Below are 14,580 nucleotides of genomic sequence, written 5' to 3' on the forward strand. Positions count from 1 at the left end.
GTGGACGGCCCCCTTCCCCTAGAGAACATGACCCAAGCCCTTCCCCAGACTCCAGAAGCCCTCTCCGCCTGTTTTGCCCAGGCCGTCCAGGCCCAGCAGCGGGGTGACCGCCACACCGCAGAACGCCACTACCGGCAAATTCTGGCGGTGGTGCCCCAGCATCTGGATACGGCCCACAATCTGGCCATCCTGCTCGGCGACCAGCAACGCCATGCCGACGCCCTGGCCCTGTGGCAGGGCGTTCTGGCGGCGCTACCAGGCAGCATTGACGCCCGTATCGAGGCGGCCATGACCCGCATCCGCATGGGCGATGGAGCCGGCGCCAAGGCCGACCTGGTCCAGGCGGCAGCGCTGCAACCGGCCGACGACGATACCTGGCGCCGCATCGCCAGCGGCTTTGTCCTGCTGCGGGAGTTTCCCGATGCAGTGGACGCCTACACGGCCGCCCTCAACTGCAATCCGCAAGAGCCGCGCAATTACACGGCCTTCGCCTCCCTCTGCTCCCACCTGGGTGAATACGCGGTGGCACAGGAACTGGCGGAAAGTGCCACCCGCCTTGCGCCCGACCTGCTGTGGGCCTGGGTGGAACTGGGCAACGCCCAGATGAAACAAGGCCAGGCGGCCGCTGCCGCCGCCAGTTTCAGCCAGGCCATCCGCATCGCCCCCCAGGACCCGGTGGGCTACTGCAACCTGGCCATCACCCAGATGGAATCCATGGACCTGGCCGCCGCCCGCCTCACCCTGGACCAGGCCCTGGCCCTGGACCCGGAACACCCCCTGGCCCGCTGGAACCGGGCCCTGGTACTGCTCACCCTGGGCCAGCTGCGGGAAGGTTGGCCCGATTACGAATACCGGCGCCAGTCCAATATCCAGGGCGTCATCTACCGTCCCACCACGCCCCAGTGGCGCGGCGAGCCCATTGCCGGGCAGCGCATCCTGCTGCTCTGCGAACAGGGCCTGGGCGATTCCCTCCAGTTCATCCGCTATGCCGCCCTGCTGAAGCAGCGTGACGCCTGGATTGCGGTGCGCATCCAGCGCCCCCTCAAACCCCTGTTTGCGGAACTGGACTGCATCGATGCCCTGATAGACGAGAGCGAAGCGGTGCCCGACACCGACTGGCACTGTCACCTGCTCTCCCTGCCCCTGGCCTTCAACACCGGGCTGGACGACATCCCCGCCAGGACGCCCTATCTGCGCGCCCCCCAGGTCAGCGCCGAGCGTTGGCAGCAGCGCCTCGCCGAGGTGCCCCGGCCCCGGGTCGGCCTGGTCTGGGCCGGCGGCCGCCGCCAGCATATGGCCGATGCCGTGCTCCTCGATGCCCGGCGCAGCCTTCACCTGAGCCAACTGCTGCCCCTGGCCCAGGTGCCCGGCATCAGTTTTGTCAGCCTGCAAAAGGATGAAGCCACCGCCCAGATTGCTGAGGTGGCCGGGCAGTGGCCCATCCTTGATTACAGCGGCGAACTTTCCGACTTCGCCGAAACAGCGGCCCTGGTGGAACAGCTGGATCTGGTCATCAGCGTCGATACGGCAGTGGCCCACCTGGCCGGCGCCCTGAACAAGCCCGTCTGGCTGCTCAACCGCTGGGATACGGACTGGCGCTGGCTGCTGCAGCGGGACGATTGCCCCTGGTATCCCAGCCTGCGCCAGTTCCGCCAGCCCGGCCCCGGCGACTGGGAGGGCGCCATCGCCCAGCTGACAGCGGCGCTGGCCGTCTGGGCGAGCGAGCGATGAGCCGGCTGGACGAACTGCTGCAACAGGGCCAGCAACGCTTCAGCCAGGGAGACATGGCCGGGGCGGAACAAGCCTTTGCTGCCGCCGCCCAATTGGCGCCCCAGGCCTGGCAGGTACATTTCAACCTCGGCATGTGCCGGGATCGGCTGGGTCGCCGGGAGGCAGCTTTCACCGCCTACGAAAAGGCCTACCAGCTGGCGCCGGACCATGTGCCCTGCATCACCAACCTGGCCGTCAATGCCTTCAATCTCGGCAAGACCGAGATGGCCCTGCAACTGACCCTGCGCCAGGTGGAGCTGGAACCGGGCAACGCCCTGGCCTATGACAATCTGGGCCAGATATTCCGTCAGTTGGGCCAGTACGAAGGGGCCGAACTGTCGCTGCGCAACGCCCTGCTCCTGGCACCGGACACGCCCAACCTGCACAACAACCTGGGCCTGATCCTACTCGATCAGAACAAGCTGGCGGAGGCCGAGCAGGCCTTCCTCCAGGCCCTGCGCCTGGCACCGCAGCACGCAGATGCCATGACCAATCTGAGCACTGTGCTTCAGGCCCAGGGACGCACGGCAGAAGCGCTGGAGCACTGTCGGCGGGCAACCGCCCTGATACCCCGGTCTGCAGTGACCTGGACCAATCTGGGCAACGTCCTGAAATCCATGGGGCTGCATCAGGAAGCACTGGAAGCCCAGCGCCAGGCCATCGCCCTGGCGCCCGACTATGCCCTGGCCCACTGGAACTACGCCATGTCCCTGCTCGCCCTCGGCCAACTGGAGGCCGGCTGGCAGGAATATGAATGGGGGGCGGCAGCCGGTACCCGTACCCGTTTTGCGGCAACCCTGCCCCGCTGGCAAGGGGAAGATCTGGCCGGCAAGCACCTGCTGCTCAGAGCCGAACAAGGCCTGGGAGATACGCTGCAGTTCGTTCGCTTTGCCCCGGAACTGCAGCGTCGGGGCGCCAAAGTCACGCTGGAGTGCCAGCCTTCCCTCATTCCCCTGCTCCAGGGCGTTGCCGGTATCGACCACCTGGTCCCTCAGACAGGGGAACTGCCGGCAGATGCGTGGGGCTGCCAGTGCTATCTGCCGCTGATGAGCCTGCCCCACCTGCTGCACATCGGTCTGGCCGACCTGCCGGGTCCCATTCCCTATCTGCCGCTTGAGGCAGCGCGTGTGCGCCACTGGCAAGACATGCTCGGCCCCCGAAGCCGTTTCCGGGTCGGCCTGGCCTGGGCAGGCAATCCCCGGCATCGCAATGACCACCAACGCTCGTGCCCCCTGGCCCAATTAGTCGAATTACTGGCGGTGCCGGGGGTTGAATTCATCAGCCTGCAACTACCGGCCGCCGAGCTTTCCCAAGGTTTGCGGGACGTCACGGCAGGCATCCGGGATTTTGCCGACACGGCAGCCATTGTCAGCCAGTTGGATCTGGTGATTTCGGTAGACACGGCCATCATCCACCTTGCCGGGGCTTTGGGACGGCCAGCCTGGCTGCTCCTGCCACGGGATGCAGACTGGCGCTGGCTCCAGGAGCGGCAAGACAGCCCCTGGTATCCCAGCCTCAAACTGTACCGGCAAAAAATGCCGGGGCAATGGTTGCCGGTTCTGCAAAGCGTTCGCCGGGATTTGGAAAGTCTCGCCGGGAACGCCCGCCCAAAAATGCAGGATATGTAAAGACCCGCAATCCACGGGCCTTTCCGGCCCGCAGAAAACTCCTTGCCGGCCCTCTTGAGAAACGTGGCACACCAGTTGCTTTAAGAGAGCCAGAACGGCATTGCCCAGCAGGGCATTAGCCGTATCAAACAATTTGCCCTCTGGTAAGGAGCTAAATATGGCACTCATCGTCAACACCAATATTGCGTCGCTCAACGCGCAACGCAATTTGAGCAACTCCAACGCCGCCCTCGGCCTGTCCCTGCAACGCCTGTCTTCCGGCCTGCGGGTTAACAGCGCCAAAGACGATGCAGCCGGCCTTGCCGTGGCAGAAAGCATCACCAGCGGCGTCCGCGGCAACACCCAGGCCATCCGCAACGCCAACGACGGTATTTCCGTCGGCCAAACGGCCGAAGGCGCCCTGGGCCAGATCGCCAACAACCTGCAGCGGATTCGTGAAATCTCCGTGCAGGCAGCCAACGGTTCCATCAGCAACAGCAACCGCAGCCAGCTGCAAAAAGAAGTGGATCAGCTGACCCAGGAAATCAGCCGTATCGTTCAGACCACCGAGTTCAACGGCACCAAGCTGCTGTCCGGCGCTTCCACCATCACTTTCCAGATCGGCTACAGCGGCTCCACGGACAACCAGGTGGCCATCAGCACCACCAACCTGGCCCAGACCGCTGCCGGATCCGCTGGCATGAACAGCTATAGTGCCGGCCTGACGGCAACCGGCACCATCAACGTCACCACCTCCGCTGGCGCCTCTGCTGCCCTGTCCAAGCTGGACTTCGACATCGCCCAAGTCGCCAATCTGCGCTCCACCTATGGTGCCGTGCAGAACCGCTTCGAGGCCGTGATCGCCAATCTGCAGAACTACGTGGAAAACCTCAGCGCCTCCAAGAGCCGCATCATGGATACGGACTTTGCCGCCGAATCCGCCCAACTGACTCGCAATCAGATTCTGCAGCAGGCAGGCACCGCGATCCTGGCTCAAGCCAATACCGTTCCCCAAAGCGCACTGACCCTCTTGAAGTAATGCGCTGACCAGCTACTTACCAGTATATTTGCGGCACCTTTCCCCCCCTCATGGGCCTGCAACGGGCGCATGGGGCGAGACGGGAGGGGTGCCTCTTTCTTTTTAAGGCAAGCCAAAAAAAGTTTTCGAAAAAAAGACCTAAAGTTATCTTCCCCGGCTCCGATAATTGATTCAAAGGCGGCGGGCTTCGCCACCGAAGTTTTACCCGAAGTGGTAAATAATCAATGGAACCAAGGAGATAATCATGGCTTTGATCGTCAACACCAATATTTCGTCCCTGAACGCACAGCGGAACCTGGCGACTTCCAACCAATCCCTGTCCGTTTCTCTCCAGCGCCTGTCCTCCGGTCTGCGTGTGAACAGCGCTAAGGACGATGCCGCTGGTTCCGCTATTGCCGAAGGTCTGACCAGCGCCATCCGCGGTGGCAACCAGTCCATCCGCAACGCCAACGACGGTATTTCCGTCGGTCAAACGGCTGAAGGCGCCCTGGGCCAGATCGCCAACAACCTGCAGCGGATTCGTGAAATCTCCGTGCAAGCCTCCAACGGCTCCATCAGCGACACCAACCGTAGCCAGCTGCAGAAGGAAGTGGACCAGCTGACCCAGGAAATCAGCCGTATCGTTCAGACCACCGAGTTCAACGGCACCAAGCTGCTGTCTGGCGCCTCCACCATCACCTTCCAGGTCGGCTTCAGCGGTTCTGCCGACAACCAAGTGAGTGTGGATACCTCCAACCTGGCACAGAACGGTGCAGCCGGCCTGAACGCTTACAGCGGCACCCTGACTGCAACCGGTACCGTCAATGTGACGACTTCCGGCGGCGCCTCTGCTGCAATCAACAAGCTCGACGCTGACATCGCTCAGATCGCCAACATCCGCGCAACTTTCGGTTCCGTGCAAAACCGCTTCGAAGCCGTGGTGTCCAACCTGCAAAACTATGTGGAAAACCTCAGCGCTTCCAAGAGCCGCCTGATCGACGCCGACTTCGCTGCAGAAACCGCCCAGCTGACCCGTAACCAGATTCTGCAACAAGCTGGTACGGCAATTCTGGCCCAGGCGAACACCGTGCCCCAGGGTGCGCTGACCCTCCTGCGCTAAGCCGCGTAAAGTAGCTAGCAGTATTTAGCCGGAGTGGCGGCGAGCTTGGCTCGAAGCCACTCCGGCTATGCCGTGTAGAGGAGCTGGAAATGACTATCCAACCTTTGAATAGCAGCGGACCCCCTGCCTACCCCTCCCAGGCAACCAACCGCGCAACTGGTGATACCGTTGCTGTCAAACGCGACATTCCCATCGCCGATGTATCCTCTGTCAGCACCACGAAGAACACTGGTATCTCTGAGCAGGAAAAACAAAAGCCGGTCGAAGAAATGGATGCCCTGCAGGAGGCAACCCATCGCGCTAATCAAACCGTAGCCGGCTTACGCAGCGACTTGCAGTTCTCGATCGATGACGCGACGGGTACGAGCGTGGTCAAGCTGATTGATGTAAAAACCAAGGAAGTGATTCGCCAGATTCCGGCACAGGAAATGCTTGTTATTGCAAAGCGACTTGATGAACTGCAAGGCCTGTTGATCAAGGAGCGTGTTTAAGTACATTTCAGTGTTGCGGCATAACGGAGAACGAACATGGGCATTTCAAGCGCAGGTATTGGTTCAGGACTCGACGTCAACAGCCTGGTAAGCCAGCTACTTCAGCTTGAGCGTCAGCCGCTCAACTCGCTTACTGCCAAGAAGCAGACGTTCAACGATCAGTTGAGCGCCTTTGGCAAGGTCAAGAGCGATTTGGATGCATTCAAGACCGCTGTCTCTGGCCTGAAGCTGGACATGGACTTTGCCGCAGCCAAGGCTACGTCTTCCAATACCTCTCTTCTGAATGCAACTGCTACCAATACGGCCACCCCGGGTAGCTACGACATAAAGATTTCCCAACTGGCACAGGCCGGTGTGCGGGCATCCGCCGCCCAGACTGACTCCAAAGCCGCAGTCGGCGCAGATGGAACGTTCACTTTGTCTGCTGGTGGCAAAAGCTTTGATATCGCCCTGACAGCCAGCGACTCGCTGGAGACCATCCGCGACAAGATCAACGCGGCGACTGTGACGGAAAGCGGCAAGACCGCCACCCAGTCCCTCGCCAAAGCCAGCGTCATCAATGCCGGCACCTCGGCAGCCCCCCAATACAAGCTGGTGATTGCGTCTACGAAACAAGGCGTCGATAACGCCGTTTCCATTGATGCGGCTCTGGAAACGGCCTTGGGCGGATTTACCCAGACCCAGGATGCAAAGAACGCAAAGCTGTCGCTCAATGGCCTGGAGGTTGAGCGCTCCACCAATACCATTACCGATGTAGTGGATGGGGTCACCCTTAATCTGGCCAGCGCCGATAGCACCAAAACGGTCAACCTGACGGTTGCACGGGATACCGAAGCCATCACCAAGAAAATCAATGACTTCATTTCCGCCTATAACAAGCTGGCCAGCACCGTAAACAGCCAACACCAGAAGGGTGGCACCCTTGAAGCCGACAACTCGGCCACCTCGGTCATTTATCAACTGCAGAACGTTTTCAATGACCCGGCAAAGATTGCCGGAAATGACCTGAACTACTTGGCCCAGGTTGGCATCAGTTTCAAAAAGGACGGCACTCTGTCCTTGGATAGCACGGCATTCACAAAAGCGCTGGAAACCAATTCTGGTAACGTCGTATCCCTCTTCACCGATACGGAACGCGGTTTTGCCCACCGGCTCTATGACACCGCTTCCAACATGCTCACCAACGATGGCCTGGTGGACTCTCGAATTAAGGGCCTCAACTCCCGGATCAAAATTCTTGATACCAACATGGAGCGGGAAAATGTCCGGCTTGAGAACATGGAAACCCGTCTGCGGCGTCAGTATGCAAACCTGGATTCTCTGATGGGCACCATGAAGAACACCAGCAGTTATCTCACCTCTCTGTTAGGTTAAGATGACCGTCCAGCGTTTCAGAAAGGCATCACATGTTTAACCAAGGGGTTCGGGCTTACGCCCAGGTAAAGGTCGAAACGGCTGTCAGTACGGCCAACCCCGTCCAGTTGGTCGTTCTTCTCTATGAAGGCGCCATCTCCGCCATTGCATCGGCCAAAGGCGAGATGGAGAGGCGGAACATTGCCCAGAAAGCACAATTCATCAACAAGGCCATCGACATTATCGAAGGCCTCCGCAATGCGCTAGAGTTCAGTCAAGGTGGAGACATCGCCGTCTCCCTTAACGACCTGTACCTCTACATGGTGCAACGTTTGAGCACTGCCAACCTCAAGAATGATCCGGCCATCCTGGATGAAGTAACCGCACTGCTGAGGGAACTGCTCGGCGCATGGGAAGTACTGGCAAAAGGCACTGCCGATGGCATTGATGACGACAGTACCGCCCCCAATGACGGTAACGTCCTGACCAAGGCCTAAAAGCATGGCGAACAGCGAAGAAATTCTCGCTCTGTACGATGCGATTCTCGCGACATCTAAGCAAATGCACGAGTACGCCAGGGCAGAGGAATGGGACGCGCTGGTAGACAAGGAACTGGAGAGACGGCAGTTGGTGGCCGCCTTGCGCAGTCAATTAGAAGCAGGCCCCTCCCCTCTAAGCCCTTCTGAGCAGGCGCAGTCAGAAACGACCATCAAGTCCATTCTTTCATTGGATGAAGAAACCAGGAGTTTGGCCGAGCGCTGGATGGGAGAACTGGATGAGAAACTGGGCAGCATCAAGACTTCCAGACGCCTCCAAAACACCTACCTGGCGCCATAGGTCAGATTCTCTGGGGCACACTGGTAGTGCCCCGCTCCAGCATTTAATTTGAGATCCTGGCCTCTGCCATGATTCCGTCCGACCTCGTCAATCTCCCTCGCGTCCGGCTGGATGCATCAATCCAACAGGTCGCGCCAAGCCAGGCCGTTTCCGACCTGTTGTCCGAGCTTGTTCCCGGACAACGGATTCTGGCCGACATTCAGGCAGCACTACCTAATGGAACCTATCGGGCAATGATTGCCCAGCGAGAGGTTACGCTGGCGCTTCCCTTCTCAGCGAAAAGTGGGGATTCGCTGGAAATGGAAGTGGTAGAAAACAATGGTCGGACGGCCCTCGCGGTCATCGCCAACCCCAGGCAGGAAACCACAGCAGAAAGTTCCGCCTCGACCTCTCTCAGCCGCGCCGGCCAGCTTATTGCCACACTGCTGACGGATGCCCCAGACAAACTCCAAGAGCGGGCCACCCCTCTCAATGGTAATCAACCACTCCTTGCCAACCCCAAACTCCCCGCTGAACAACTTGCGCCTTTACTCAAGCAAGCTATCAGCACTAGCGGCCTCTTTTACGAAGCACACCAAGCCCGTTGGACGAGCGGCCAATTTAATCTGGCCGAGTTACTCAAGGAACCGCAGGCTCAGGCCGGAGCCAGCCAATCGCCGCCAGCAGCGCCCTCCAGACAAGAGCCCCCCTCCGTACCTCAACCGCAGTCGCAGTCTCCGCAGCCTGCAACCAGCAATACCCCCACCATCCCCGTGGCACCACAGAAGGCGGATGAGCCCACCGGCACCCAACCCCTTCCCCCTCCCCAAACATCCACCGGCAATACAACGCAAACCACCAGCAACACGCCCCCCGGACTTGCTGCCGATCTAGTTCCCTTAATTCGACAGCAATTGGAGTCCCTAGCCAGCAACACTTATATCTGGCACGGCCAAATCTGGCCTGGACAGGAAATGTTATGGGAAATGGTGGAGGAAGATGGTCGAAATGGGGCACAGGATGAAGACGGCGAACCGGCTAGTACATGGAACACCCGTCTGCGCCTGACTCTCCCCCATCTGGGGGAAATTCAGGCTCGTATCGGCCTGACAGGTCACCAGATTTCGCTGCATTTGACCGCGACCAATCCGGAAACCCGGGAACAACTGCGCGGTCACGGTCAGGGACTTGCCAGCCAGTTTGAAGCAGCCGGACTCACCTTAGGCGGCTTCATGGTGGATAAGAATGAACCAGACACCACCCCCTGAGGACCGCCGTAGCGCCGTCGCCCTGGCCTATCTGGAGACCGATGCTGCCCCCAGGGTGGTCGCCAAAGGCCGGGGAGCGGTGGCCCAGGCCATCATCAACCGGGCCAAGGAACATGGGGTCTATGTGCATGAATCGCCCGAGCTGGTGGCCTTGCTCATGCAGGTGGATCTGGACGAGCGCATCCCCCCTCAGCTCTACCGGGCCATCGCCGAACTGCTGGCCTGGCTCTATCGACTGGAGCACGGCGACAACTCGCCACCACCGTTATTCCAAGCCCCCAAGGGAGCAAACTGAGTAATAATGCAATTCTCTAGTTTGCTGCTTTTGTTTACACTTCAGCCTTGCCGAGAAAACCGAATAAACCATGACTGACAAGGCAAGCGAGCCCTTAGAGCCGGAAGCCCATCCTGTGCCACACCACCTAGACGTCGAAGACGACGACAATTACAGTCGCTACCTGCTTTACTCCAAGGCAGAAATTCTTTTCGTACTCAAGGCGCTGGTGCAAAAAGGGGTGATGATCACCGTTTATTTTGACGGTGGTAACTCCTTCCTACTCACCTCGTTGAACCACATCGGTGCCGACGGGAATTCCCTGATATTCGACTACGGCAGCGACGACGAAATGAATCGCCGCGCCCTACAGGCCGACAAGCTGGTATTCACCACGACCCTGGACAAGGTCAAGATTCAGTTCAGCCTGAAAGGCCTTACGCAGACGACCTTCGAGGGGCGTACCGCCTTTGGCGGCAAGCTGCCCGAGACCCTGCTGCGCCTGCAGCGCCGCGAGTATTACCGCCTTACCACCCCCATAGCCAATCCCATCAAGGTGTCGGTGGACGTCATTCTGGTGGACGGCACCAAGACCACTATCGAAGCCAACATGCTGGACATCAGCGGTGGTGGTATCGGTCTCATGCTGCCATTGTCCATGGGTGAAACCTTTGCCATTGGTAATGTTTTCCGCGACTGCAAGTTCACCCTGCCCGAGGAAGGACAGCTGGTCACGGCCCTCTCCGTACGCAACTCATTCCCGGTCACCACCAAGACCGGCAGTCAGTACCTGCGCATCGGTTGCGAGTACGTTGATCTTCCGGGAACCCGGCTGACCATGATTCAGCGCTACATCACCCGGATCGAACGGGAGCGCAAAGCCCGGATCAGCGGACTGGAATAAGCAATCTACCATTAATAAAAAAGGCACCCGAGGGTGCCTTTTTTTTGCCTACGGAAGACTCACTCCTCCTTCATCGAGGCGGCGATACGCTTGGTCAGGGGATGCAGAAGGTAGGTAAGTACCGAACGCTCACCGGTCTTGATGACCACCTCTGCCGCCATGCCGGGCTGCAGATTGCGGTTGCCCAGCTTTTTCATGCCTTCGGGAGAAATGGAAATACGCACCAGGTAATAGGAAGTCGGCTGGCCGGAACTGGGCTGATTTTCTGTAATAAGGTCTGCCGAAATCGACTGGATGGTCCCTTCCACCAGCAACTGGGGAGAATGGGCAAAGGTGGTGAAACGGACATCAGTCGGCAGGCCCACCTTGATACGGTCAATCAGGTGGGGGGGTACCTTGGCCTCCAGCAACAGGGGTTCGTCAACCGGCACGATATCCATCAACCGCTGGGCGGCCTGGACTACACCGCCAACAGTCTGGGTCACCAGACCGACCACCTGCCCGGCAACCGGAGAACGAATCTCCGTGTGCTCCAGTTCCTCGGTCACCGCCCGCAACTTGTCCTCGTCGACCTGAACGTCGCGCTGCACGTCGGCCAGCAGGGTATCCACCTCCTTGCGGTATTCCTGCTGGCGCTGGATCAGGCGCATTTTCACTTCGGCGATGCCCTGACGCGACTTGATCAGGTTGCCATTCAGGTCCGCCAGGATGCTGCTGACCTCTGCGGCATTACGCTCCAGCTCCAGTTGCCTGGTCCTAGCCATGAAGCCCTGCTTCACCAGGTCGCTGATGCTCTTCAGCTCCTTTTCCAGCAAGCGCAGCTGGTTCCGGCGGCTCTCGATCATGCCCCCATAGCCCGTGACCTGGGCCTCCTGGCCACGGATGGCCTCCCGCATTGCCTGCTGTTCGGCCTCGTAGGCCAATCTGCGGGACTGCAGCAACTGCTCCTGGGTAGCCATCTGCTGCCGGACCAGGGGGTCGTCCGCATATTTCAGGATATCTTCGTGAAAACTGATCTTGGTCGCCCCTGACTGCTCCGCCAGCAGCCTGCCCTCCACCGAACGCAAACTCAGATAGTGCTGACGAACCGCCTCGTAGTTGGCCCGGGCATTGGCATCCTCGAGCTTCAGCAGCAACTCGTTAGCCTGCACGTATTGGCCTTCCTTGACGTAGACCTCCCTGATACGGCCACCAAGCAGGTGCTGGATCGTCTTACGCTTGGTATCAATCGACACCACCCCCTGGGTCGGCACCCCTTCATCCAGTGGCGCCAGGGTAGCCCAGAGAAGCAGACCGCCAAAGCCTATTGCCAGCCCCCAGATGCCGATCCTTAGCGGCCTTTCCGTATCGGTTGGCAATGCGTCGTCGGCCAGGGGAGGGGGCGGTAGAAGAGAAGTTACGGTTGTCTTCAGACGCAACAGCAGGGATCCAAGCGACATAAATACCTTAAGCCGTAGCAGGGTGTTCATTCTAATCGGGTGGCAATGATTGCCCACCAAAAAAAACACCGGCCCGAGAGCCGGTGTTTTCAATGCCAGAGGCAATTAGCCGGTGACTTGGTGAAGATTGGCACCAATCAGCAACTGGGCATCTCCCTGGGTATAGATGTGATAGGTGACACCATCAATCACGGTCACGCCACCATCCGCCCATTGGCCCTGGGAGTTGTTGAGCTGCACAGTGTCATTGGCATCGCCCTTGACCACGATCTGCACATGGCCCTCGCCGGTCTGGGCGTTTTGCACCAGGTCGGTTACACCAAACTTCAGCACATCCTGGGCATTCACGATCAGCAGATCGCCATTTCCACCGTTACCGGCAAGGTTGATCTGGCCCAAGTTGCCTTGTTCAACCACAGCCTGATCCAGGGCGGAGAGGTCGATGACCCGATTCTGCCCTGCGCCAATCTGCAGCCAGACGTCGGACAGCTCATGGGTTTGACCATCTGCCGTGGTGTAGCTGGAAACCAGACCAATCACGTTGCCGTTGTCACCGTCGACCGTCCGGGTAGCCCCAAGATTCAGGCTGGTAATCCCCAGATCGGCCAGCGTGTGCAGCTCGGAGGACTGGGATACGCCGTCCTGGTTGGCATCCACCCAAACTCGCAGATCGGCGAATCCGGCATCCTTGGCATCCACGACACCATCCTTGTTGCTATCCATGGTTTGCAGTGCCTGGAAGCCATCCACCGCGTTGCTGCCATCCGCCAGCTTGGTGCTGCTACCGAACAACTCGCTGCCATCGTTGATGGCGCCGTCGTGGTTGCGATCGATCGCCAGGAAGCCGTCCTTGGAGGAAATCCAGCCCACGCTCGACTGCTCACCCACGGCCCGCAGGTCGAAAGTGACACCGGCACTGATGTTCAGGGTATGGATGCCATCTCCATCCAGATCCAGCACCAACGGCGTCAGCGAGGCCAGATGAGGCATCTGCTCGGTCGTCAGGGCTCCCACCTGGGTGGAAGTCAGCGCGCAGCACTGAGTCGTGGTCAAGGCTTCAATCTGGGACGTCGTCAGCGCAACGATCTGGTCCGTGGTCAGACTCTGAATCTGCACAGTGCTGAGGGCCATCAGGTCCGTGGTTTCCAGGGCGGTGACCTGATCCGTGGAAAGCGAGGTCAGCTGGCTCGTCGAAAGAGCTCCAACCTGGGCCGATGTCAGCGCAGCAATCTGGGCAGTATCCAGCACGGACACCTGCTCCGTGGTCAGAACCACCAGATCACGCGTTTCCAGGGCCGCAATCTGCAGCGTACTCATCACGGTCAGCTGCTCGGTCGTCAGTGCCAGCACCTGGGCCGTCGAAAGCGCAGCAACCTGGGCAGTAGTCAGTGCCTGCAGATCGCTGGTCTCAATGGCGGCAACCGCTGCCGTACTCAATGCTCCGATTTCTGCCGTGGTCAGCGCCCCTACTTGCGCGGAGGTCAGAGCCACCACCTGCTCAGTGGTCAGTACCGCCACATCGCGGGTTTCCAGCGCCCGGATCTGTGTCGTCGTCAGCACGGCGATCTGATCGGTCGTCAGAGCCGTCACCTGATCCGTACCCAAAGCAGCCACGGAATTGACGGACAGGGCCGAAATATCGGTGGTTTCGATCGCCACAATCTGTGCGGTGGTCAGAACACTGACCTGTGTGGTGCTCAGGGCTTCCACCTGGGCAGAGCTGAGGGCCACCACCTGATCCGTGGTCAGCACCACCACATCGCGGGTTTCCAGCGCCCGCACCTGGGCCGTCGTCAGCACACCCAGTTGCTCCGTCGTAAGGGCAGCCACCGCGGCCGTCGTCAGAGCAGCCACCGCGGCCGTATTCAGCGCCGTCAGGTCACCCGTTTCGATCGCCACTACCTGGGCCGTCGTCAGGGCCCCTACCTGGCTGGTCTTCAACGCGCCGATCTGGCTCGAGGTCAGCGCCACCACCTGTTCCGTGGTCAGCACGCCCACCTGGGTCGTCGTCAGGGCGGCAACCGCTGCCGTGCTCAGGCCGGAGATGTCCGTCGTCTCGATCGCCACGACCTGAGCGGTCGTCAGCGCTGCAATCTGGGCCGTGGTCAAAGCACCCAGCTGACTAGAACTCAGGGCCACCACCTGCTCGGTGGTCAGCACTGCCACGTCGCGGGTTTCCAACGCACGCACCTGGGCCGTCGTCAGCACACCCAACTGTTCGGTCGTCAGTGCTGCTACCTGGTCAGTCGTCAGCGCTGCAACGCCAGCCGTGGATAGCGCCCCCACATCGGAAGTTTCGATCGCCACGACCTGAGCCGTGGTCAGAGCACCGATCTGAGCCGTGGTCAGGGCGGCAATCTGGCTCGAAGTCAGCGCCACCACCTGTTCCGTGGTCAGTACCGCCACGTCGCGGGTTTCCAGGGCGGCAATCTGGCTCGTCTTGAGGACGCCGATCTGCTCCGTCGTCAGGGCAGCCACCGCAGCCGTCGTCAGGGCAGCCACCGCGGCCGTGTTCAGCGC

General features: G+C 60.0%; 12 protein-coding genes and 1 pseudogene. 11 read left to right on the plus strand and 2 right to left on the minus strand.

Annotated elements, in window-relative coordinates; all coding sequences use genetic code 11:
- The first annotated feature begins 27 nt into the window (after positions 1-27).
- The 11 genes from EV678_RS15840 to EV678_RS15890 all read left to right on the plus strand — a co-directional run bounded on the left by EV678_RS15840 (position 28) and on the right by EV678_RS15890 (position 10,621).
- Positions 28-1,731 carry a tetratricopeptide repeat protein gene (locus tag EV678_RS15840; protein WP_130460203.1) on the plus strand — a complete coding sequence of 568 codons (1,704 nt, stop codon included), beginning with the start codon at positions 28-30 and terminating at the stop codon, positions 1,729-1,731.
- Positions 1,728-3,398, plus strand: coding sequence for a tetratricopeptide repeat protein (locus EV678_RS15845; protein ID WP_130460204.1), 1,671 nt, complete (start codon positions 1,728-1,730; stop codon positions 3,396-3,398). Before EV678_RS15840 ends, EV678_RS15845 begins: the two co-directional genes overlap by 4 nt.
- 157 nt (positions 3,399-3,555) lie before the next feature.
- Positions 3,556-4,416 carry a flagellin N-terminal helical domain-containing protein gene (locus tag EV678_RS15850; RefSeq protein WP_014236868.1) on the plus strand — a complete coding sequence of 287 codons (861 nt, stop codon included), beginning with the start codon at positions 3,556-3,558 and terminating at the stop codon, positions 4,414-4,416.
- A 244-nt stretch (positions 4,417-4,660) separates the two neighbouring features.
- Positions 4,661-5,515: a flagellin N-terminal helical domain-containing protein gene (locus EV678_RS15855; RefSeq protein ID WP_014236867.1), complete on the plus strand. Its 855-nt coding sequence runs from the start codon at positions 4,661-4,663 to the stop codon at positions 5,513-5,515.
- Positions 5,516-5,604: 89 nt separating this feature from the next.
- Positions 5,605-6,006 (plus strand): flagellar protein FlaG, encoded by a 402-nt coding sequence (locus EV678_RS15860; RefSeq protein ID WP_130460205.1) that lies wholly within the window; start codon positions 5,605-5,607, stop codon positions 6,004-6,006.
- A 36-nt stretch (positions 6,007-6,042) separates the two neighbouring features.
- Positions 6,043-7,380, plus strand: coding sequence for a flagellar filament capping protein FliD (gene fliD, locus EV678_RS15865; RefSeq protein ID WP_014236865.1), 1,338 nt, complete (start codon positions 6,043-6,045; stop codon positions 7,378-7,380).
- A 32-nt stretch (positions 7,381-7,412) separates the two neighbouring features.
- Positions 7,413-7,856 carry a flagellar export chaperone FliS gene (fliS, locus tag EV678_RS15870; RefSeq protein WP_014236864.1) on the plus strand — a complete coding sequence of 148 codons (444 nt, stop codon included), beginning with the start codon at positions 7,413-7,415 and terminating at the stop codon, positions 7,854-7,856.
- Positions 7,857-7,860: 4 nt separating this feature from the next.
- Entirely contained in the window at positions 7,861-8,196 is a 336-nt protein-coding gene (locus EV678_RS15875) for a flagellar protein FliT (RefSeq protein ID WP_014236863.1), read from the plus strand.
- Between the two features lie 68 nt (positions 8,197-8,264).
- Complete coding sequence (gene fliK / locus EV678_RS15880) at positions 8,265-9,443, plus strand: flagellar hook-length control protein FliK (RefSeq protein WP_130460206.1); 1,179 nt, start codon at positions 8,265-8,267, stop codon at positions 9,441-9,443.
- Positions 9,421-9,738, plus strand: a complete 318-nt coding sequence (locus EV678_RS15885; protein WP_130460207.1) for an EscU/YscU/HrcU family type III secretion system export apparatus switch protein — start codon at positions 9,421-9,423, stop codon at positions 9,736-9,738. Before fliK ends, EV678_RS15885 begins: the two co-directional genes overlap by 23 nt.
- Positions 9,739-9,808: 70 nt before the next feature.
- Entirely contained in the window at positions 9,809-10,621 is an 813-nt protein-coding gene (locus EV678_RS15890; RefSeq protein ID WP_130460208.1) for a flagellar brake protein, read from the plus strand.
- Between the two features lie 59 nt (positions 10,622-10,680).
- Here EV678_RS15890 and EV678_RS15895 read toward each other — a convergent pair whose 3' ends face one another.
- Together EV678_RS15895 and EV678_RS15900 are read right to left on the minus strand one after the other, a co-directional pair.
- Positions 10,681-12,090 (minus strand): HlyD family type I secretion periplasmic adaptor subunit, encoded by a 1,410-nt coding sequence (locus EV678_RS15895; protein ID WP_014236859.1) that lies wholly within the window; start codon positions 12,088-12,090, stop codon positions 10,681-10,683.
- Between the two features lie 75 nt (positions 12,091-12,165).
- Positions 12,166-14,580, minus strand: a pseudogene (locus EV678_RS15900) (heme utilization protein); the annotation flags it as partial.

The organism is Azospira oryzae, from assembly GCF_004217225.1.
GTDB classification, from domain to species: Bacteria; Pseudomonadota; Gammaproteobacteria; order Burkholderiales; family Rhodocyclaceae; genus Azospira; species Azospira oryzae.